At 39.2% G+C, this 22,290-nt stretch carries 19 protein-coding genes and 2 pseudogenes; 16 read left to right on the forward strand and 5 right to left on the reverse strand.

Annotated features, from left to right (window positions below; translation table 11 throughout):
• Nucleotides 1-83: 83 nt before the first annotated feature.
• Both NSTC731_RS22965 and NSTC731_RS22970 read right to left on the reverse strand, forming a co-directional pair.
• Nucleotides 84-326, reverse strand: a complete 243-nt coding sequence (locus NSTC731_RS22965; RefSeq protein ID WP_445626947.1) for a hypothetical protein — start codon at nt 324-326, stop codon at nt 84-86.
• Nucleotides 327-484: 158 nt separating this feature from the next.
• A complete protein-coding gene (locus tag NSTC731_RS22970; protein ID WP_445626948.1) occupies nt 485-985 on the reverse strand; it encodes a GNAT family N-acetyltransferase in 501 nt (166 codons plus the stop codon).
• Nucleotides 986-1,490: 505 nt separating this feature from the next.
• Between NSTC731_RS22970 and NSTC731_RS22975 the strand changes: the two genes are divergently transcribed.
• The gene (locus NSTC731_RS22975; RefSeq protein WP_445626949.1) at nt 1,491-2,744 is read left to right on the forward strand and encodes an ABC transporter substrate-binding protein; all 1,254 of its coding nucleotides are present in this window, start codon (nt 1,491-1,493) and stop codon (nt 2,742-2,744) included.
• Nucleotides 2,745-2,804: 60 nt separating this feature from the next.
• On the opposite strand, the pseudogene NSTC731_RS22980 reads toward NSTC731_RS22975, so the two are convergent.
• The 3 genes and pseudogenes from NSTC731_RS22980 to NSTC731_RS22990 all read right to left on the reverse strand — a co-directional run.
• Nucleotides 2,805-2,948 (reverse strand): annotated as a pseudogene (locus NSTC731_RS22980) (DUF1192 family protein); the annotation flags it as partial.
• Nucleotides 2,949-3,270: 322 nt separating this feature from the next.
• Nucleotides 3,271-5,382, reverse strand: a complete 2,112-nt coding sequence (locus tag NSTC731_RS22985; protein WP_445632150.1) for an ATP-binding protein — start codon at nt 5,380-5,382, stop codon at nt 3,271-3,273.
• A 189-nt stretch (nt 5,383-5,571) separates the two neighbouring features.
• Nucleotides 5,572-7,692, reverse strand: coding sequence for an eCIS core domain-containing protein (locus NSTC731_RS22990; RefSeq protein ID WP_445626950.1), 2,121 nt, complete (start codon nt 7,690-7,692; stop codon nt 5,572-5,574).
• A 411-nt stretch (nt 7,693-8,103) separates the two neighbouring features.
• Here NSTC731_RS22990 and NSTC731_RS22995 point away from each other — a divergent pair, with 411 nt between their 5' ends.
• From NSTC731_RS22995 to NSTC731_RS23065, 15 genes and pseudogenes are all read left to right on the forward strand, one after another.
• A complete protein-coding gene (locus NSTC731_RS22995) occupies nt 8,104-8,688 on the forward strand; it encodes a DUF4255 domain-containing protein (RefSeq protein WP_445626951.1) in 585 nt (194 codons plus the stop codon).
• Nucleotides 8,689-8,702: 14 nt separating this feature from the next.
• Nucleotides 8,703-9,341: an MSCRAMM family protein gene (locus NSTC731_RS23000; RefSeq protein ID WP_445626952.1), complete on the forward strand. Its 639-nt coding sequence runs from the start codon at nt 8,703-8,705 to the stop codon at nt 9,339-9,341.
• 178 nt (nt 9,342-9,519) lie between these two features.
• The gene (locus tag NSTC731_RS23005) at nt 9,520-10,965 is read left to right on the forward strand and encodes a phage tail sheath family protein (RefSeq protein WP_445626953.1); all 1,446 of its coding nucleotides are present in this window, start codon (nt 9,520-9,522) and stop codon (nt 10,963-10,965) included.
• A gap of 264 nt (nt 10,966-11,229) precedes the next feature.
• Complete coding sequence (locus NSTC731_RS23010; RefSeq protein ID WP_445626954.1) at nt 11,230-11,652, forward strand: hypothetical protein; 423 nt, start codon at nt 11,230-11,232, stop codon at nt 11,650-11,652.
• A gap of 4 nt (nt 11,653-11,656) precedes the next feature.
• Nucleotides 11,657-12,331, forward strand: coding sequence for a phage tail sheath family protein (locus NSTC731_RS23015; RefSeq protein WP_445626955.1), 675 nt, complete (start codon nt 11,657-11,659; stop codon nt 12,329-12,331).
• 327 nt (nt 12,332-12,658) lie between these two features.
• A complete protein-coding gene (locus NSTC731_RS23020; RefSeq protein WP_445626956.1) occupies nt 12,659-13,099 on the forward strand; it encodes a phage tail protein in 441 nt (146 codons plus the stop codon).
• A gap of 20 nt (nt 13,100-13,119) precedes the next feature.
• The gene (locus NSTC731_RS23025; RefSeq protein WP_012408133.1) at nt 13,120-13,482 is read left to right on the forward strand and encodes a hypothetical protein; all 363 of its coding nucleotides are present in this window, start codon (nt 13,120-13,122) and stop codon (nt 13,480-13,482) included.
• Between the two features lie 17 nt (nt 13,483-13,499).
• Nucleotides 13,500-13,634 (forward strand): annotated as a pseudogene (locus tag NSTC731_RS23030) (DUF6760 family protein); the annotation flags it as partial.
• 11 nt (nt 13,635-13,645) lie between these two features.
• Nucleotides 13,646-14,128, forward strand: coding sequence for a phage tail protein (locus tag NSTC731_RS23035; protein WP_445626957.1), 483 nt, complete (start codon nt 13,646-13,648; stop codon nt 14,126-14,128).
• A 231-nt stretch (nt 14,129-14,359) separates the two neighbouring features.
• Nucleotides 14,360-15,883 carry a hypothetical protein gene (locus NSTC731_RS23040; RefSeq protein WP_445626958.1) on the forward strand — a complete coding sequence of 508 codons (1,524 nt, stop codon included), beginning with the start codon at nt 14,360-14,362 and terminating at the stop codon, nt 15,881-15,883.
• Nucleotides 15,874-16,536, forward strand: a complete 663-nt coding sequence (locus tag NSTC731_RS23045) for a CIS tube protein (protein WP_445626959.1) — start codon at nt 15,874-15,876, stop codon at nt 16,534-16,536. The genes NSTC731_RS23040 and NSTC731_RS23045 overlap by 10 nt, the downstream gene beginning before the upstream one ends.
• Nucleotides 16,537-16,539: 3 nt before the next feature.
• Nucleotides 16,540-17,610 (forward strand): phage late control D family protein, encoded by a 1,071-nt coding sequence (locus NSTC731_RS23050; protein WP_445626960.1) that lies wholly within the window; start codon nt 16,540-16,542, stop codon nt 17,608-17,610.
• Nucleotides 17,607-18,314 (forward strand): phage baseplate assembly protein V, encoded by a 708-nt coding sequence (locus NSTC731_RS23055; RefSeq protein WP_445626961.1) that lies wholly within the window; start codon nt 17,607-17,609, stop codon nt 18,312-18,314. The genes NSTC731_RS23050 and NSTC731_RS23055 overlap by 4 nt, the downstream gene beginning before the upstream one ends.
• Complete coding sequence (locus tag NSTC731_RS23060; RefSeq protein ID WP_445626962.1) at nt 18,314-18,700, forward strand: GPW/gp25 family protein; 387 nt, start codon at nt 18,314-18,316, stop codon at nt 18,698-18,700. The genes NSTC731_RS23055 and NSTC731_RS23060 overlap by 1 nt, the downstream gene beginning before the upstream one ends.
• 6 nt (nt 18,701-18,706) lie before the next feature.
• On the forward strand, nt 18,707-22,249 hold the full coding sequence (locus NSTC731_RS23065) for a baseplate J/gp47 family protein (protein ID WP_445626963.1): 3,543 nt from the start codon (nt 18,707-18,709) through the stop codon (nt 22,247-22,249).
• Nucleotides 22,250-22,290: the final 41 nt, after the last annotated feature.

A 22,290-nucleotide genomic window follows, 5' to 3' on the forward strand; every position in this document is an offset into this window, starting at 1 on the left:
TCGACTATTTAAAATTTTAGGCAGACACAAAACTCTACCCTTGCATCCCAAACCGCTGGATCGTCTCGGTCAACGCCACCGCTTCACTTAAAGCGCGTGTACACAATCTCACCAGACATTGCAATCACAATTCGCTGTTTCTTCGCCCACTCAAACCAAGCAATCGCAGTAGATTTGGCCTGTTGTGCTTCCGCTTTCTTCCCCTCCTTACAAGCAGCCACAAACACAGCTTCCGGTGATTTTATCCCAATCCTCGTTCGCAACGCCTCCTTCAAAATCAGCGATCGCACTCTGGTACTGCAATGAAGGGCAATTGCGTTGCTCATCCCACTTCACCCAATACTAATCGGGTTTTGGGGAAAATGGCAAAGAAAAAATTTTCAACCTAGACCCAGTAACCTTTTTCCCAAACCCAATTCCGAGTTAAAAATGCACAAAGCGAGCAGCATTGCCATAGCAATTCATGAGTGTCCATCTGTAATCTCTACAAAAATTTTTCAACAATGATTTCGTCTATATATCTGCTGTTAATTTTGGCTTGTCTTTTCGCTGTACCAATAATTCCAAAACCAAGCTTTTGGTAAGTAGCTAATGCCGCCATATTATCTGCACGAATATAAGTAAGCAGTTTTTCGTACCCACGCTGACGCGCAAGCTCAAACGTAGCATTAAATAAACTTGTACCTACTTTTTGGCGTCGATATGACAGATCAACATAAGTTCCTAGCACTCCCACACGATCAAAGGCATGGGTGTAGTTAGCAAATGCTTCCATACTTTGAAATCCTACAACCTTTTGCTCGTGATAACACAGAGCTACATGGAATACTCCACGTATTGGAAAGTGTAAAATATAATCACGTTCAGCCTCGACAGTCAAGGGTGTATCAAACGCTGTGTATACTCCAGCCTCAATAATTGGATTCAAAATGCTGACAATAGCTTCAGCATCGTTAAGTTCAACTTCTCTAACCAATAAATCCACGTTCAATTACCTTTTAGCATTAACTCTTAAAGTTAATCAATACTCCGTCTGCAATTGCAATTCCCCCCTGGGGAAATTTAGCTAGCAGTTTCTTGATCGTTATCACAAGTGCCGGATCATAATCTCTGCATTTCCGCAAGAAGTCAAAGCCCGGATTCTGCCCCGAATTCGCCGCAACCTTGAGTTTCTGCATACGCCCCGGTCGCAGATTTGACCTCGCTACAATCGCCTCATGCGAACATTTTTCAGAATTTGGTACAGATACGGCGAAATAAATACCTTCATGAACTGTTTTGACTTCTACACCCGAAACTGAATTTTCAGTTATCAACTCAGCAGAGGGGCGACTCGGTTCTATTTTCTGAGCTGCGCTCGTTTCCTTGGAAGAAAATAAGTAACTGCCGCGTTAACAGAAGAAGTTTGTATGCTGAACAGCTTACAAGTACTATATAAGAACAATATCTCAAAATCCCTAATATTCTTCAAAGATTATAATCGAGCATCTATGAAAAGCACGCTCACTGTTAAACTCTGGTTTGGGATATCACGTAATACAGCATTATTATTTATTTGCTGGATGCTGATCGCAGCTTGTAGTAAAAGTAGCAACGTTAGATTAACTCCAGCAAATAATTCCGCAGTAGTAACAAGTGCAGCTAATACTGTTCCTATTGGGATCGCTTTTGCTCAAACCAGTAATGTAGCACTACTAGGTCAAGAGGGAACTGATGGAGTTAAAATTGCCCAGAAGTATTTTAATAACAAAGATGGGATTAATGGTAAACCAATCGAGTTAATATTTCAAGATACTGGTGGCGATGAGGTTGGAGCAATTAATGCCTTTGGCAGTTTAATTAATCAAAATAAGGTTGTTGGTATTATTGGCCCTACTCTGTCACAACAGGCATTTAGTGCTGACCCGATAGCAGAACGCAATCAGGTTCCAGTGATTGGTGCATCAAATACTGCTAAAGGCATTCCTGAGATTGGTGATTATATCGCTCGTGTTTCTTCATCTGTTGCAGTCGTCGCTCCTTACGCAGTCAAAGCAGCGCTTAAACAAAATCCTCAAATCAAAAGGGTGGCTGTGTTCTATGCACAAAATGATGCCTTTAATAAATCGGAAACCGAAATTTTTCAAAAAACAGTGAAAGATTTAGAATTAAATTTAGTCACAGTCCAAAAGTTTCAAACTACAGATACCGACTTTCAAGCGCAAGCCAGTAGTGCTATTAATTTAAAACCAGATTTAATAATTATATCTGGATTAGCTGTGGATGGAGGTAATTTAGTCAAACAAGTACGGGAACTTGGTTATCGAGGCTTAATTATTGGCGGAAATGGATTTAATACTTCTCATATATTTTCAGTTTGCAGGATGCTTTGTGATGGTGTAATTATTGCTCAAGCTTATAGTCCTGAATACAAAAATGAAATTAACACTGCTTTTCGTAAAGCTTATGTTGAGCAATATCATCGAGAGCCACCCCAAGTTAGCGCACAAGCTTTTGCTGCTTTACAAGTATATGTAGAAGCATTGCAATCTTTAGACAAAAAAAGTAGAATTAAGAATTTAACTTTACCTGAGTTGCGTCAAGAGTTGAACAAGGAATTACTGAGATTAACTTATCAAACTCCTTTAGGTGAAATTGCTTTTACACCAGAAGGTGATGTAGTTCAAAAACAGTTTTATGTCGCCCAATTAAAGATGGAAGCAAACGGTATTAATGGTAAATTTGCTTTTTTAAATATAAAGTAATTGACTGTGATTGCTCAAGCGCAGAAATTCACTACAGCCGTAATAGCTCCTGATTGTTTACGATGAAGTTTTACTGTCAATTTTTAAGCTTTGTTTGAGCCTTGCTACTTCCTCTTGCAACGCCTTAATAATTTCTACCAACTGTTCCTTTGACAATTGGTTTAGTTCTTCTTCTGGAATGGCTTTTACTGTCTTTTGGCTCATGACAGTGATGCTCTCGCACTCTTGTCTCCTTTGTCAACTAGGTTCCACCTGAATCCTTACCAAGAATATTCAACACACTATTCGCTACACAGAACTATCGAGCGATATCGCTTCCAAAATTTCTGGCTCGACTGAACCTAAAATCAATGCTTTCAACCTGGTTTCTTTACAAAACTTTACAACGTGTCCCATTTTGCACGTATCTCGGCGGCCACCCTCAAGGACAAACTTATCAAATTGCGGAACGTTTACATCAGGGCGCTCGCTTATTTGAAGAATCGTGACTGCAAATTAGATGTGTTTGCTTTGTGTTCTAGTGGAGTCAACGCAAATCTACATATTGACCTAAATCTTTATCCCTGAGAACTTGTCCCATTTTCTGATACTCCCGACGCAGCGCTCGAATTAAATGTACCATCTCAATTACTCCCCCATCATCTGCTGCTAAAAAAGCTGCTGTCAGCGCAATATAGCGAATATTAGCCCCTGTAATCTCAAAATTTTGTGCCAATAATTCTAAATCAAGATTGGGGCTACAGGGAGCATTTTTTGGGAAAATTTTCTGCCAAATTAGGTGACGATTTTTTGTATCTGGTAAGAGAAACTCAATAATAAATCGGAGTCGCCGCTCAAAAGCTTCGTCTATATTGCTACGGAGATTTGTAGTTAAAATTGCAATACCTTCATACTCTTCCATTTTTTGCAACAGATAACCTACTTCGATATTTGCGTAGCGATCGCGGGCATCTTGCACCTCAGAACGTTTGCCAAACAAGGCATCAGCTTCATCAAAAAAAAGGATGGCATTAGAATTGGTTGCAGCAGTAAAAATGCGATTGATATTTTTCTCCGTCTCGCCGATGTATTTACTAACTATTTGAGATAAATCAATTTTGTAAAGGTCTAATTGCAGTTGATGGGCAATCACCTCTGCTGCCATAGTTTTACCTGTACCGGAAGATCCAGAAAACAGAACATTTAGACCTTTTCCTAAAGATAATTTATCTGCAAAACCCCATTTTTGATGTACTAAATTGCGGTATTCTGCTTCTTTGCAAATATCTTGTAGTTGTGTTATTTGGTTGGAGTGCAATACAATATCATCCCAGGTATATTTCGGTTCGATTTTACGGGCGAGAGTTGCTAAATCGTGACCCGATTGAGCGCGAGCTGCACTACATAAGTTTAAAAATGACGGTAATGGTTTTTCTTTAATTGAGTCAATTTGTTGCCAACGGGCAGTATTATAGGCAGTGGCGACAGCATCGGCAATTTGGTCTGGGGTCAGAAGAAAGCGATCGCACAACACATCTAACTCTCTATCTTCAAGAGTTATATGGGCTGCTTTTAGGTGAATTTGCCAACATTCTCGGCGTTGACTAGATTCGGGAATTGTAAAAGGAACTGTAATTAATCCGATTGCACCCGTCGCTGTGGGTATCCAATTTTGCACTCCTGAGAGAATAGTAATACCTATATTTTTTTCTAATTGTCTGAGAAAGGATTGATAAAGAATTTGATGCTCTTGAAGGTAGAGAATATCGAAGTTATCGATATACAGCAAACGATTAAAAAACCAGGCTTCTCGCCATAAAAGTTGCAGTTTTTCCTCAAAGTTGGCTTTATCTTCTACCATCTTTGCTATATCGGCAACTAACAAGGGAACTTCCAAAGCTTTAGCAAGAATTTGGGCGGTGCGGTGTTTACCTGTGCGTAGGCGCAGCCCGCCGCAGGCATCATTTCCTTGAAAATAGAGTAGTTGGGGTTGTTGTTTCTGCCAGTCTTCTCTCAACAAAGCTTCTAGTGCTGTCTGTACATCTGCCTTGAGATATAAAGTATCGAAATATATGCTTGGTTCTAGTAGTTGACAACAAGAAATGAGTCGGGAATCTAACCCCGGTTGATGTAATAGCAACCTCACCACTTGGGAATCGAGTATTAGACGATGAGAAAGAAGTGTAGATTGCTGCTGATGAGGTTCTGGACAGAGATGGAGCAGACGATGGTAAATTAGGGGTGAGTTAGTAGTAAAATGCTTACGTCGTGATAGCTTTTCAGGAACGCTAGAACAGAGCAAGTTTAAGACCATATCTACTGTAGGTCTTTTGTTGCTCATATCATCTTGGAGATAAGCATAAACCTTTTCATAGTGACGATCTAATTCTGGTGCAAGAGCGATCGCTAGTATATCCAAGTCAAAAGCAGATAAGCTAAAAGTTTTTTGCAACCATGCTAAGAGCGAATCAGACCGAATTGTAATTGATGCTTGCTCTGATAATATTTCGGTTTTTTGTAACCATGAAACCTCTAATTCTCCTCCGGGTTTTTGGTTTGATTGCACAGTAGAAATAGCTGTTTGAATCAGCCAATCTAATCGCAGTAGTAGAGGTTGCAACCCATTTAAATCGGGAGTAATTTCTGTTTCTGGAAACATGGGTCTAGTAAATGTTTTTTCTCCTGCTGCTATCGAATTCACGGCTGATAATTGGAATGACATAGAGAAGTGGAACAGACTTAACTAGTGATGGCTAGGGTATGCGTAACTGTTAGACTGCATTGCGATATGTTGGGTTAGTGTCATATCTGTTAGCACACCCTACAAAAGGGGCGATCGCACTACTAGTTAGTTCTCTTTTGGAGTATATTTGCCATTCTTTGCTCGTTCCTGTTCTTTGACGATCGCTTCCTTCGCCTTTTTTACAAGTTCTTGTTGTATAGCTACTTCTTCGTCCGTCAGTCCTAAAGGATTTTCTACAAAATTATCAACTTCATAATAGAATGATGAGTCATCTGGGTTGTCTGTATTTTCCTGTTGGTTGTTTTCCTTTTTATGATAATCATGCCAACGTGTTATTTTGGCATAACCGATAATATCTTGAATAGCGATGTCTCCTGTGGCGATTTCAGGGAATGGATTATCTTGTTTGGTAAATGTCGCATATCCGTCTTTAACAATAACTGCATAAACATATGCTGTCATCTTGAATGATTCATGTTGGACACGATTATTTTCTTTTGTATGTGTTCTATTTTTATTTGCTAAAGGGAACTTGACACAAGCATGCAAGCTAGTTGCTACACTCACAGTCGATAAAAGTTCATTATCCTTAATACCCTTTCGGAAAGCTGGGCCTTTATCACTTAACCATTGGTTTAAAGGATTCCACTGTTGATCTAATGCATATCGTTTTTGGAAGAATGGGGCAGTGATGGGACGCGTAATTCCTCCCCAACCTCCTTGATTTCTACTCTGAAGAACTTTGGACGAATCGCCATCCGTAGTGTGGAATCCCACTCCTAAAGTTTGTGATTTTAACCAAGGTCTACTACTAAAAAGAACATCTCCTTGAGAGTCCAGCATGTTCTGATCTATTTGGTGTATAGCCATAGAAGAAGCAGGTTTTTGATTTTTCACTTCTAACTGCATGATATTTTCAATAGGTTGCTTCTGCCAGCTTGTATCTAAGCCTTTCTCGATCATGCGGTTTAATAGTTCCTTCTTCGTCTGGTCAGGAATCTCCTCTTGTGCTGGTACAAGTTTTGGTTCATCTTGGCTATCATCTACTTTCCATACATCAGACCAAATTTTTTGAGCAGTTTCGGAATCTGCTTTACAAACTTCTGCAAAAAGATAATTTGCTACATATTCAAATGTACCTTCCTTAGCACCTCCAGATTCTTCGTTAAATAGTTCTGGTTTTGGTTTTGTAAGTTCTGCTATCTTACTTTTCTTTTTGGATTTTGCAACTTCCTCTGGATCTAGTTCTACGGGTTTTGGTGCTGGCCTACGCCAATATAGCTTCTTTCCCTGGTCTGATAGTTCGTCGTCGAATTCGTAAGTGTATTCTTCATTGTCTTGTGGTTCAGCTTCGTTATCTTCCAGCTCGAATAAAACTCCAAGAAACCTATCTTTCTTAACTTGTTTCATTCTTTGAACTAAGTTTCCAGCGCATTGGTTGATCGATTCGTCACCTTGCTGTTTCACATGGGTCAATTCATGAGCAATCAACTCCTGTCCCCCTTGACTCTCTGGCTGATATTCCCCTTGCCGAAAGAATACATCTTGACCTGTGGTAAACGCCTTCGCCTGAATCGATTGATTCAACTGGTCTGCCTGAGCATCTGTATGCACGCGCACGCCACTAAAATCTGCCCCCATCGCCTGTCCCATCGACTGTTGCAGACTGTCATCTAAAGTTTGTCCACTTCCCCTTGCACTATTAATGGCTGATTCCAAATCTGTTGATGCTTCACCCTCAGAAATAGCTTCTTGACGCTGCACCATTTCTGGTAACTGTTTCCGTTGCAATTTTTCTTGTACCAGTGTTGAATCTGCCTTTGGTAGTGCATTCGTTTGTGGTGTGTTAATCTGCTGCACCACATCCTTGGCTACTCGATCCGCTTCTTGTTCATACTTATCCCCCGCTTCCCCTATTGTCAGCTTCGCCTGTATTGGTACTCCAACTTGACCAGAATTACCCCAAAGCTGGGCAGAAATCCCTTGGAATTCAGGTATCCACGGCGTTTGCTTTCCCGCCAAAATCTCTCGTGTTGACCTTGTACCGATCGCACTCTCTAACTCCTGTCTCTCATCCCCACTCACGCTATTTGGATCTTGTTGCACTCTCTGTACAACTGAAGACAACGATCCAGATCCATAACTGTGACTAGGGGCAATCTCTTTACTTATTGGCGTTGACGGCAGCGAGGGTGAAGCTTTTTGAGATATTTGTTTTCGGTACATAGTTTATCTCCGGTATTCGGTTAGGGATTGCTATAAAAAATAATGATTAGACATACTTAAGTATTTATGCGACTCATAAAATATGTGTATTTATTATATATAGTATTAGTAGAATAAATTATTACATTAGTATTATCAAACACGGAGCAAAGCTCAACCCAGTATTGAGCGCCACAGCAAGATTCTGCAACGTTAAGTTCCTTATTCTAAATTTAATCAATCGATTTTAGCAGACTTTTCCTAAATTGCAATTTTTGCAAATATTACTAATAGTTACAAGAATATTGACAATAACTCATGTATATTTTATTCATAAAGCTAGTAACTGGTTGTATTATTTTCAACTATAAGTTATTTTCTTTCATCAGCTTTCAAAATGAACAGTGTCATAAAACGAACATTGTTTAGATTATGTTAGATGGTCTAGACACTACCTTAGAATTGCTACTGAAGCGAGAACTTCCACCTGATGTTCCTTCAGGAGACACAGAGGTATTTATCAGTTTTGTTACGCCTTACCAAGGAGCAATTAAACAAAAACCAGCGATTAATTTATTTCTTTATGATGTGCAGGAAAATCTAGAGTTACGCAGCAGTGCTTGGTCAGTGGAACGCCAAACTAATGGCAGAGCAATTAGAAAACGTCCCCCAGCTAGGGTAGATTGTTCATATCTAATTACTGCTTGGCCACAAAATGAAGAGGATATCCAGACAGAACATCAGCTTTTAGGAGCAGTGATGAAGGTATTGCTGCGACATCGAAAACTCCCCGAAACCTTGATTGCAGATAACTTAGAAGCACAAGAACTTCCTTTAAGACTAATTAGTTTACGTCCCAGTAACTTACAAAGTTTTGGTGAATTTTGGCAAGCAATGGGGGGGAAAGAAGGAACTAGACCCAAGGTTGTCTTGCATTGTACTGTCACCATCTCCGTTCCTGTGGATGAAGCAGGTGAAGAAGCGGGACTGGTGGGAGTTCATCAACCAAACTCTTAGTTTCAGGAGTAGCGATGCTCGAACTATCTATAGTTAACCAACAAATAGCGATCGCAGGTAAAGTTTTGCAAGAAGAAACCCAAAAGAATATTTCTGGTGCAATAGTTGCAATTATTGAGATGCCAGAAAAATTCCGAGCTATTTTATCTCTAAAAGCACTACAATACGGTTCAAAATGGGAAAAAATGCCTGAGCGACCTGACCGCAAAATTACCAGCAATGATGGTTATTTTTATTTTACCAATTTACCCTCTGGAGAATACCTTCTAGAAGCATCGTTACCTACCAGCTTAACTCGATACAACGAAGTCAGAACAAAAGTTCAAGTATCTTCCCCTATCAATGGCAAAATTTCCACAACGATGGCGGATATTGTGCTTTTACCCACGGGAATTAAAGGAAGAATTACTGATGCAAACGATCCAAAAAAGTTCATTACAAATGCCAAAGTACAGATTCAAGATAGCGAAGATGCTAGCATTAGCGACCGACAAGGTAATTATCGATTAATCGGATTAGAATCACCGAAATTAGGTCAGCGTAACATCACCGTGATTGTCTCTGCAACAGGTTATCAAAAAGTTTCCCAGTCACTCAATATTCAGCGCGGTCAAGTAATTGCAGAGCAGAATTTTGCTCTAAAATCCAAATAAATACTAGCTATTTTTAAGATAAGTAAATAGGCACAATAATCAACTATATTATGACGAAAAACAAACTAAACTAAAACCCTATTACCTCTTGCCTCTTGCCTATTTGCCTATTACCTCTTGCCTATTTGCCTTATCCCAGCAATTTACTCCGACTTCTTTATATCAAGGAGCTAAAGAAATGCCAACTTATCTTTCCCCAGGTGTTTATGTCGAAGAAATAGCTTCCGGTTCTGCTCCAATTGTCGGAGTTGGAACCAGTATTGCTGCTTTTATTGGCACGATTAAAGCCAATGCTTGGTCATCAACTAATATTAGCAACACCTCAATTAAGTCTGTAGGTAGCCCTACAAATCCAGTTGAAATTGGTGAAGGTAAAGGTGGAAACCAAAAAAATTATTCCTTATTATCAGGAGATTATCCACTAGTAACCACAGTGGGGACTTATGGCTTTTTCGTTGGTGGGAGTCCTGTTAATTTAGATGATACAAACCCTATTAGCAATAGCGATGCCGAAAAATCTGCAACTGTAAAATTTAAAGATGCGATTACTTCAGGGGAGAAAATTACTGGTTATTACCAAGTTCAACTACCTGTAATAGTAATTCCCAGCGATGCTAACATTGCTCAAGAAGGGGAAATTAAGTTAATCACAAACTTTAGTGAATTTAAGAAATTCTTTGGTGACTTTTTACCACCTAGTGGTGATACCCAAGGGCAAAACACCTTAGCTCATGCAGTTTATGGCTTTTTCAGAAATGGTGGAACTCGTTGTTACGTCACCTGGATATCTGAAAAAAATAAACTTGCTGGTGTTTTAGATGCGTTTGAAGCTATTGATGAAATCACTATTATTGCTGCACCAGGAAATTTAGCCTTTAGAGATGATATTAAAGATCATGCGGAAAAACTAGGCGATCGCATTGCGATTCTCGATAGTTTAGATACCATTGACTTGAGCAGCACAGGAGTTGTAAATACCCTTAAACCCTTCAACTCTGCCTATGCAGCCTTGTATTTCCCGTGGATTCAAGTTTTCGATCCTGCAAGTAATAGCAATATTTATATTCCCCCAAGCGGTCATATTGCAGGAGTTTATGCAAGGGTTGATGGACAAAGGGGAGTACACAAAGCCCCTGCCAATGAAACTATTTTGGGAGCCTTAGATTTAAAATATAATCTCAGCAAAGCCAAACAAGATGGGCTTAATCCCGATGGAATTAACGTTATTCGCAAATTAAACGGGAATATCCGCGTTTGGGGTGCGCGTACCTTGGGCGGAGATGCAAATACAGAGTTCAAATACGTCAATATTCGTCGGCACTTTAGTTACCTGCGAGATTCCATTGATAAAGGGACTCAATGGACAGTTTTTGAACCCAATACACCCGAACTCTGGGCAAAAATCCGCCGCAATATCAGTGCTTTTTTATTGATAGAGTGGCGCAAAGGTGCATTGTTTGGCACAACTCCCCAAGAAGCTTTTTATGTGAAATGTGATGCCGAAACCAACCCCCCAGAAGTGCGTGATTTGGGTCAAGTTGTCACAGAAATTGGCCTAGCAGTGGTGAAGCCGGCAGAATTCGTGATTTTCCGTCTGAGTCAGTGGACTGAGACGGGAACGTAGGGGATGGGGGATAGGGGATAGGGGATAGGCAAATAGGCAAATAGGGAATAGGTAGGAGGTAATCTCAAGGAAACAAGTTTCATAGGCAAGCCAAGTATGAAAGTGGTTTTTTCCCCACTCCCCACTGAATTACGAATTACGAACTATAGGACTTCATACAACTTAAAAAGCCTCCTTCCCTATTGCCTATTGCCTATTGCCTATTGCCTATTGCCTCCCCACCCAAGTAAGTTCAAAAATCAAAGCGGACTGCCATATACTCAAATGCCGACTTTAGAGCCAAAAATACCAGGTATCTCTTTAAACTATGTCGTTCCTACTCCAGAACCTGAGTTACTGACAGGTGTTCCGGTATTCTTTGGCCTGGTTACAGAGGAAGTGAAAGAACCAAAAAAGCTAACCTTAGCGACGCATTTTCAGCAGTATTTTGGTCAAGCCAAAGGGTATTTAACAGATGCAATCAAAGGATTTTTTGAAAATGGAGGTCGTCTTTGTTATGTTATAGCCTTATCTGACAATACTATTGAGGCTCTCCAAGAAGGTTTAGAGACAAGCGAAGTCTTAGAAAATGTTGATTTGATTTGTGTTCCCGACATCATGCTTGGTTCAGATGGGGAAGTTATGCAGATGCAGCAAGCTATTTTAAAACATTGCGAACAGATGGGCGATTCGCTTTGCCATTCTTGATGCTTTGAATGATGTAGGAAAACTAAATGAGCAACGCAAACGAATTTATAGCCAAAACGGAGCATTATATGCACCTTGGCTAAAAGTAGAATTTCGCGTCGATCCTATTCCTCCCTGTGGTCATGTTGCGGGAATATATGCAAGTTGCGATCGCACAGTCGGGGTACATGGCGCACCTGCTAATATTCCACTTGCAGGGGTACTGGATCTTAGTTTTGCCCTAACTTCCGCAGATCAAGAACAGCTTAATCCAAAAAATGAAGCGGGAGTCAATTGTATTCGTAGCTTCCAAGGACGAGGTATGCGAGTGTGGGGAGTACGTACCCTCAGCCCAATCTCTGAATGGCAATATGTCAATGTACGTCGTTTATTTCTCACCTTTGGACGCTGGGTATATCGCAATTTAGCAGATACAGTGTTTGAACCAAATGCTTTTCCTTTATGGGTGCGACTGCAAAGGGAATTAAGCATTTATTGTGAATCTTTATGGCGACAAGGCGCTATCCAAGGTGCTTTGCCCCAAGAGGCATTCTATGTCAAATGTGATGCTGAAACGAATCCCCCTGAAAATCGAGAAATGGGACAAGTAATAGCAGAAATAGGTTTAGCTCCCACTATTCCGGGGGAATTTATTCAACTTTTAGTTGTTCAAAGTAGTAATGGAATTTCGCTGATATGAAGGCAATAGGCAATAGGCAATAGGCAATAGGCAACAGAAAAAATTGGAAAAAGGAGGTAGATATGTGTTGAGTGTTTCAAAAATTTAATGGGAATTATATAGGACTCATATTTGATTGCGTGAAAAAACCCCATATAACTCAAAAAGACTTCTTGCCTATTGTCCGTTGCCTATTGCCCGTTGCCTATCGCCTATTACCTATTGCCTATTGCCTATTGCCTATTGCCTATTACCCATTGCCTTCCTACCCAAGTAAGTTCAAAAATCAAAGCAGATTCCTATATAACTGATAACTCTTAATTCAAATTTATTGCAGGAGGTTCTATTATGCCCACGATTTCTAATCCCCACGATCCATACAGTGGTTATAATTTCTGGGTGGAATGGGATGGTATTGTTCATGCTGGGTTTCGTGAATGTAGCGGTTTGACAGCGACTCGTAAAGCAGGAACTTATCGAGAAGGAACAGATAAAGCATTAAGCCAACGTCAAATTCCCGGTCTTAATACTTATGGTAACATTACCCTAAAGCGAGGAGTTAGTGACAATAAAGAACTGTGGGAATGGCACAAAAAGTTACAGAATGGCGAGACAGATCGACGCAATCTTTCTATTATTTTGGCTAACGATCAAGGAGAAGAAAAGATTCGTTGGAATTTAGAAAATAGCTGGCCTACTATCTGGAATGCTCCAAGTTTTAATGCTACCTCAGACGAAGTAGCGATAGAAACTCTCGAACTAGTTCATGAAGGTATTACCATTGGTTAATATTTACTTTCAGTAAAATCATGCAGCAAACCGAATTTCCTTTTATCTTGCCTCAAGGATATCTCGACTCGGAAGGTAACACTCACCGCGAAGGCATTATGCGCCTTTCAACTGCCTATGATGAAATTGCCCCCATCCGAGATCCAAGGGTGCAGAAAAATCCTGGTTATTTGGTGATTATTCTCTTAGCAAGGACGATAGTCCAACTAGGAACATTAGACCAAATTAATACCAAAATAATTGAGGGTTTATTCTCAGGAGATTTAGTTTATTTACAGGATTTTTATCAAAGGATTAACCAAAACGGTCATAGTCGTCTGCGGGTAGCATGTCCCCACTGTGACGGAGAGTTTGAAGTAGAAACTATTCCCGTGGGGGAGTAGTTTGCTACCCCACAGAACGACTGCTGGAGGAGGTAGCTTACCTTGCCTACAATTTTCATTGGTCTTACGAACAGATTATGGCAATGGAACACCGAGAACGTCAGCAGTGGGTGGCGCAGGTAGTACAAATTAATCAGCGACTTAACGATTGAACAGAAAATAAATGAATCCCAAACTTATCGCATTAAATGCAGCTTTAGCCGCAGGTTCAACAGCCAGTTTATTGGGACACGATCCCTACATGGCTTATAACTTTGCTGTGGAAATTGGAGGAGTTGTTGTTGGTGGTTTTAGCGAAGTTAGTGGTTTAAGTAGTGAAATTGAGTTGGAATCTTATCAGGAAGGAGGCTTAAACGATTTTGTTCATAAATTTCCCAAACATACTACTTATCCCAATTTAGTTTTGAGTCGAGGATTAGTAAATATTGATTTGTTTTATATTTGGTATAAAGCAACTAGCCAAGGGTGGATTGAGCAGTTGAACGGTACGATTCTCTTACTTAACGATCAGCAAATTCCGGTGATGTGGTGGACATTTCAAAAAGCATATCCCGTCAAGTGGGAAGGGCCAAGTTTTAAGGCTAGTAGCGACGAAATTGCTGTAGAAAAAATTGAATTAGTGCATCAAGGAATTTCTAAGTTATAGGAATTTAGAGGGAATAGGCAATAGGCAATAGGCAATAGGTAATAGGTAATAGGTAATAAGTTATAGGAATTTAGAGGGAATAGGCAATAGGCAATAGGTAATAGGTCATAGGTAATAGGTCATAGGTCATAGATGATAGGTGATAGGCAATAGGTCATAGGTGATAGGTAAGGAGGCTCTTGTATTTGTACTCAATTTAGTAAAAATCTTATAGGAGTTTTATGTTGAATCATGGCAAATTTATCTAATTGGGAAGATTCACTCGATGAGGGGTTGGTAAATCGCCTGTATCGTCCCTTAAACCAACCGGGAATGATGAAAATGGCGATGAGTCAGCGCATTATTAATCGTTGCGATCGCTTTTTAAATCGTTTACCTCTTTTGACTCAACAAATGCAACGTTGGGGTAATACTAATAGCCTATCATCTGAGTCAATACCCATTGTTTATGCACAGCCTGTTTCATTAGCACAAGACCAAAAAGTAGAGAAGAGAGTACATAATTTGCCAACTGTCTCCCAAGTTGAACCTTCTGCTAATATAATTCAAAGAAAATTAGATCCTTCTCAATCTTTAGCAACTAAAACAGTTAATAATACTATCCCTGTCCAAAATATCACAGAATTCTCAAACTCGGATGTTGCGGATGAAACAGCCAAATCTTTAACTTTAGAAACACAAAGTAATAAAACCTCTATATCTTCATCTGAAGTTCCGGTAGTTTCGGCAAAACCAATTGCTGAACAATTACCAAAAATAGCAGAAATGACGTTAGGAAATTCGACAGACTCGCAAACATCTCCACCTAATAGCGCTGAATCAAATCCCAATCACCCATCTCAACCGATTGTAGATGTCGATTCTATCTTTTCACCAAAAATTCCCGTAGTTTTGTCACAATCTATAACCGAACAATTGCCAAAAACAGCAGAAATGACGTTAGCAGATTTGACAGACTTGCAAGCATCTTCGCCTAATAGCGCTGAATCAAATCTCAATCACCCATCTCAACCGATTATAGATGTTGCCTCTATCATTTCATCAGAAATTCCCGTAGTTTTGCCACAACCCATTGCTGAACAATCGCCAAATACTGGAGAAATAGAGTCATCACAAGAATTTACCAGCTTTACTGATACAACCCTACCTATTATTCAAGCAAAACTCCAGAATTATTCCAGATCGCGGTCATCTCTTCCTATTGTTAATGATTTAAATAATTTAGCTGACCAACAACAAACGCAAGCAGATAATTACGCAGGCAATTTAAGCTCAATTAAGCACCAATCAAAACAACTTCCCATTGTCACTGCTCAAGCTAATTTGACTCAACAAGAAATATCATTTGCTATCAATTCGGTAAGTTATCAAAATCAACCTGCAACGTTAGTCAACACACAACCTGTTACTGTTTCTACCTCACAAAATAATCAAACTAATCACAAGCAAAATATATCTTCTCTTCCCCTTGTCTCTGTAACTTCTGCAAGTAACCCATCCTTAAAAGCTCAATCTCTGCTTTTACCCGGAGCTAAAAATACCTCATCATCAAAAAGTAATAGTCAACAATCAAACCGCAATTCGATATCAAATACTGATTCTTTATCACCTCCTATAACTTTTGCTAGTCCTGTATCACCAATAGCAACTCAATCCAATATTGACGTTGATGCTATAGCGAGTCAAGTTGAACGCAAACTAATGCGACGGCTAGTCGTTGAAAGTGAACGCAGAGGAAAAAATCAATGGCACTAGAGAAATTAACTATCAAAGCCGAAAAAAATAATCCAGGAGACTTTGCTGATAAATTTAAAGTTCTTTTTAACCCTAATCAAGTGGAAATTGTTAAAACAGGCTGGTCGATGGGAGACTATGGCCCAGTTGCATCTAAAGAATTAACTCAACTCAGTCTTGATTTGTTCTTTGACACCACGTTGATGGGATTTCCCCCAGAAAATGTCCAAAACTATACCCGCAAAATTTTTAGTTTGACTCAGCCTCGTATTGGCAAAAACCCTAAACGTCCCCCTCGTTGTCAATTGATTTGGGGAACTATATCAGGTAAAGATAGCTTGTTATTACCTGATGGTTTTTTAGAAAGTGTCACCAAAAAACTTACTCATTTTCTCGAAGATGGTACGCCTGTCAGAGCAACTTTAAGCTGTAAATTTAAGGAGTGGAAAGAACCGAAAAAAAAGGCAAAGATTGCTAATCCCATTGATGATCCTGTGAGAATCGTTAAACGAGGAGAAACTTTAAGTAGTATTGCTACTGAAGAATATGGCGATCCTGCTTTATGGCGTGTAATTGCGGTAGAAAATCGCTTAAACAATCCTCGGATGTTAAATCCTGGAACTGTGCTGACGATTCCTCCTTTGCGAATTACTAGCCTGACTCAGAGGAGTTAAATCATGCCAAATGATGCTTCCTTATTAAATCCTAATGTCAAAATTTTGGTTCAAGACGAACCCTTAGCCGCAGAAATAGAAGCTGATTTAGTATCAGTTTTGGTATCTGAGGATTTGGAAGCTCCTAGTATGTTTGAACTGCGATTGATTACTTGGGACTTATTAAAACAAGAAATGACATGGGTAGATAACAAAGTATTTGATGTTGGTAATAAAGTAGAAATTCAGATGGGATATGAACAAGAAATAAAAACTCTCATGGTGGGAGAAATTACAGGATTAGAACCAGAATATAGCCAGGATGTAGCACCTATATTAGTGGTGCGTGGTCATGATTTACGCCATCGTTTGTTGCGAGGAAGCCACACAAAATCCTTCCTAAAAATTAAGGATAGTGAAATTGTCAGTCAAATTGCTAGAACTAGGGGAATTACAGCAAAAGTTACTGATAGTAAAGTGAAGTTAGAATATATCTTGCAGCACAATCAAACAGATTGGGAGTTTTTAAAAGAGAGAGCTAAACGCATTGGTTATGAAATTGCAGTAGAGCAAAAAACTCTCTATTTTCGTCCCCATCAGAATGGTAAAGGTAAAGCTTTGACTCTAACTTATGGAGAAGATTTACAAGAATTTCTACCACGCTTAAGTACTATGAATCAGGTACAACAGTTAGAGGTAAAAGGTTGGATTTATCAAGAAAAAGAGAAAAAAGAAGTATCAGGTAAAGCAGGAGTAGGAAAAGAAGGTGGCACAATGGGAGGTTCAACTTCTGGAACGAAAGCAGTCAAAAAAGCCTTTGGTGAATCGAGCTATACGATAGTAAATCAACCTGTATTAAGTAAAGAAGAAGCTGATAGTATGGCATTGGGGCAGTTTCAAGATATGGCGATCGCTTACATTACTGGTGAAGGAACTTGTCAAGGTAATCCCAATTTACGCGCCGGAAAAGTGGTTGAAATTCTTGGGCTTGGTCAAAGGTTTAGTGGACTTTATTATATTAAAACTGCCGAACATAGTTATTTAGTAAACCAAGGTTATAAAACTTCATTTACGGTAGGGAGAAATGCTACATGAACGGACTAGATGTTTTATTATCAAACAACCAAAATCATCATTTTTACGGCGTAACTGTTGGTGTAGTCACTAATAACAAAGATCCAAATAAATTAGGAAGAGTCAAAGTAAAATTTCCTTGGCTATCTTCAGAAGAAGAAAGTTACTGGGCTAGAGTGGTAACTCTCATGGCAGGAAATGACCGTGGTATTTATTTTTTGCCTGAAGTTAATGATGAAGTATTGGTTGCTTTTGAACAAGGTGATATGAATTTTCCTTACATTCTTGGTGCTGTATGGAATGGAAAAGATAAACCACCAATAACAAATGAAGATGGGAAAAATAATCAACGAGTCATTAAATCTCGAAGCGGTCATATGATTGTTTTAGATGATACTAAAGAGCAAGAAAAAATTATTATTCAAGACAAGACTGGTAAAAATAAAATTGTGATTAATTCTAAAGATAACAAGATGAATATTCAAGTTGAAAAAGATTTAACTATTGAGACCAAAGGAAAAGTTATCTTAAAAAGTAGCGATGATGATATCTCGATTGAATGTAAAAACTTGCAAATAAAAACTCAACAAAATTATCAATTAGAAGTAGGTGCAAATTGTACAATCAAAGCTAAATCTAAATATAAATTGGAAGCGCAATCTGGCTTAGGAATCAAATGTGCAGCCGGAGTGAAAATAAATGATGGTTCATTGGAAGTGATGTAATGGAGATTGATTTTTTAGGTGTGGGATGGGCTTTACCTGTCCAACTTGATAAAAATGCTCAAATTGAGGTGGCGCGCTATGAAGATGTTGTGCGTCAATCAATTTGGATGATTCTCAGTACTGCCAAAGGAGAACGGATAATGCGTCCTGATTTTGGCTGTGATATTCACGAAAAAGTATTTTCTCCTAATAGTTTGGGAACAGTTGGACAAATTGTTAGTGATGTGAAAGATGCTTTAATTGAATGGGAACCTCGCATTGATGTTTTAGATGTGGATACAATTCCCGATCCTCACCAACCAAATGTAATTTTAATTCAAATAAATTATCAAATTCGGACAACAAATAATATTTTTAATTTAGTTTATCCTTTTTATTTGCAGTAATTGTATATGCCTTCTTTACCTCCCAAAATTGACCAGCGTACCTATGAAGAAATTGTTGAGCAAACCGAGAAGTTAGTAGAACAATCTACCGGCTGGAAAGCTGCATCTGGAAATAAAACTGATGCGGGTGGGGCATTAATTCGCATCTTTGGGCGGATGGTAAAATTAGTCAGCGATCGCATCAACCAAGTTCCAGAGAAAAATTTTCTGGCTTTCCTTGATTTAATTGGGGGAGAACTCAAACCTCCTCAACCTGCTAAAGTCCCTTTAACCTTTTATTTGGCACAAGGAAGCCTTACAGATGGGTTAGTTCCCGCTCATACTCAAGTTTCAGCGCCACCAGCAGAGGGTACAGACGCAGAAATCGTGTTTGAAACGGATCGAGAATTGGTTGTCACAACAACGCAATTACAAGCAGTATTCCTGCGCGAACCCAATCAAGATAAGTATAGCGATCTCTCTGAGATCCTTTCCGAGGAGCGCACTTTGGCAGGAACAGGACAACAAGATGCAGCTTTTTTAGCTTTGGAAGGCGATCGCTCTATTACCCATTCTCTTTACATAACTTGTCCCGAAATTTTTACTTTACCAGACTTAAAGGATCTGCAACTAATTATTACTACCAATAATACGATTGAAAGTGTTAATCAATTACAAATACCGCTTAACTGGTCTTATTGGGATAGCTCTCAATGGCAAACCATTGAAACTCCTAGCCAAAGTCAGAACAATAATCAATCTACTATTACTTTTACTTTTGCAAATTTACCTATTCCGGCTCCTTATGAGCTTCAAGGAAAAACAGCAAGATGGTTACAAGCCAATTTAAATAATATATTTTCTTTAATCGAAAATTTACCTCAAGTTACTAATATTCAAGGTGTTATCAATATAAAGCAAGCTAACTTAATTCCTGAAATTTGCTTATTTAACACTACTCCTTTAGACCTTACCAAAGATTTTTATCCCTTTGGCGAACAGCCGGAACTTAATGATACATTTTATATAGCTTTAAACGATACATTTGTGAAGCCAAATGTAACTATTATTATTGATATAATTTTAACTCATCAGCCTGTAAATATAAATAATTTAAAAATTGTCTGGGAAATTGGTAACGGTCAAATATGGCAAGAAATAGCAGATAAAAATAACCAACTAAAATGGATAGAAAAATCATCAGCAATTCAGTTTACTGAAAAAGATACTATCCAGGCGAAGTTACAATTTCCCAATGCAGAAAATATACCTTCTCCTAGCACTGTAAATGGAGAAACTCGTTATTGGGTTCGCGCTCGGATTACTCAAGGTCATTATGGTAAAGCCGCAGATGAGCGCCTGTATCCTGTTTATGATGACTTAGCAGTTCTGCGAAAGGAATTCAAACAAGGAGCCAACGAAATTGAAGTTGATACTTTAGATTTATTTAACACTGGCGATACAATTCGTGTTCTTCCTTATACTGAGGGATTTCCAGAAGAAAATAAAATTACACAAATCATTAAAGATAATAATAGGCTGAAGCTAGAAACCGGAGTTTTAAACACTACTTTAGGGGTTGGGACGCGAATCATGCGTAAGTTAATTATCACGGAGACGATTCCTCCGACTTACGATCCACCTCTGATTAAGTCATTAAAATTAACCTACGAATTTACCCTTACAGAAAAAGTTATTTATTTTGCTGAAAATGATTTTACATATTCTCATCCAGAAAATTCGAGTACACAATCTTTTCAACCTTTTACACCTACCATAGATCGAGAACCTACCCTCTATTTCGGATTTGATAAATCATTTGATAATAAAACAGTTACTCTTTATGCACAGTTTGATACCCCATTACCTAATGAATTATCAGCTGACATTACAGCAAATACCGTCCTTGCATTAACAGTAAATACTGGAGAGAAAACGCTGCAAATAGCCGATGTAACTGGTTGGAAAACAGGCGATCGCCTACAAATTCAGAACCCACTCAACGCCAAACAATACGATAATTATACTATTAGTAATATTAGTAAAAATTTAGTTACCACTAATCAACCTCTACAACAAGATTATCCTCAGAATACCCCAGTGATTCGTTCGCAGCAACCCCAATTAGTTTGGGAATATTCTAGTACTCTGGGTTGGCAACCATTAGGAGTAGAGGACGAAACTCAAGCATTTTCTCAACCAGGTTTAATTAGATTTATTGCTCCCGCAGACTTTAGCCCAGGAGAAAACTTTGGCAAAGAACTATATTGGTTGCGAGTGCGTTGGGTATCAGGTAATTTTCGGGTTAAACCTCGTCTACGTCGCTTGTTAACTAATACTACATGGGCAGTTCAGGCAATTAGTCTCCAAGAAGAAGTATTAGGTTCAAGTAACTACGATCCAAATCAGGTTTTCATTGCCAATAATATTCCCATTTTGATGGGACAGCAGTTAGAAATTCAAGAAGCACAAATTCCCCTAAACATAGAATCTGATCGCATCAAGGTAATTAAAGATAATTTGGGAGAAATTGATGAAGTTTGGGTACTTTGGCAAGAAGTAGCAGATTTTTACGATTCTAGTGCCAGCGATCGCCATTACACTTTAGATCGGCAAACAGGCGAAATTCGCTTTGGAAACGGACAAGCCGGGATGATCCCCCCCAGAGGACGCAATAATATTCGCCTATCTTTTTATCGCACTGGAGGAGGTAAACAGGGAAACGTCACTGCACAAACCATTAGCCAACTGAAAACTACCATTCCCTACATCGATCGGGTAATTAACCTGGAAGCAGCAGCAGGTGGGGCGCAACAGGAAACTTTGGATCGTCTGAAAGAACGAGTACCAAAGCAACTACGTCACCGCGATCGCGCTGTCACTCTTGAGGATATAGCAGATTTAGCTTACGAAGCTTCTACAGATGTAGCTAGAGTCAAAGTAGTTACACCAGATTTGCTGACGGCTGATTTTAGCCCTTTGAATGAAAAACTTTGGCTCGATCCGACTAAACCAAATGTGCTATTTGAAGATAGCCTCCGAGAAAAGTTGCAGACAATTAATGCTACCGAAGCAGAAAACTTTGAAAAAATGATGCGGGAAATTAACCGCCGTGCAGGGCAAGTTAAGCTAATAATTCTGCCCTACAGTAGCGATCGCCAACCAACCCCTAGTTTAGCTTTACTAGAGCAAGTCGAAACCTACATTCGTTCCCGTTGTGCGGGGACAGTAGATTTAGTGGTTACAGCCCCAAAATGGCGAGAAGTAACTGTGACTGCAACTATCACTCCTGTGTTGCTCGAAGACGCAGACATGGTGAGAAACAGCGTTAGACAACACTTAGAAGCCTTTCTCCATCCCTTAACTGGAGGAACAGGGGAGGGGTGGCAATTTGGACGCTACCCGCAAAAATCGGATTTTTACGCCATTATTCAATCCATTACGGGAGTAGATCATGTTAATTCCCTAGAGGTGGAGCTACCTGCAACAGAAAGCAAGTTATTACTAAGTGCTGATTCTTTAATTTATTCTGGCAATCATAACGTCAAGGTAGAAGGGAATAGGGGATAGGGAAGAGGCAATAGGCAATAGGCAATAGGGAATGGGTAATA

The sequence above is a fragment of the Nostoc sp. DSM 114167 genome (genome assembly GCF_052692655.1).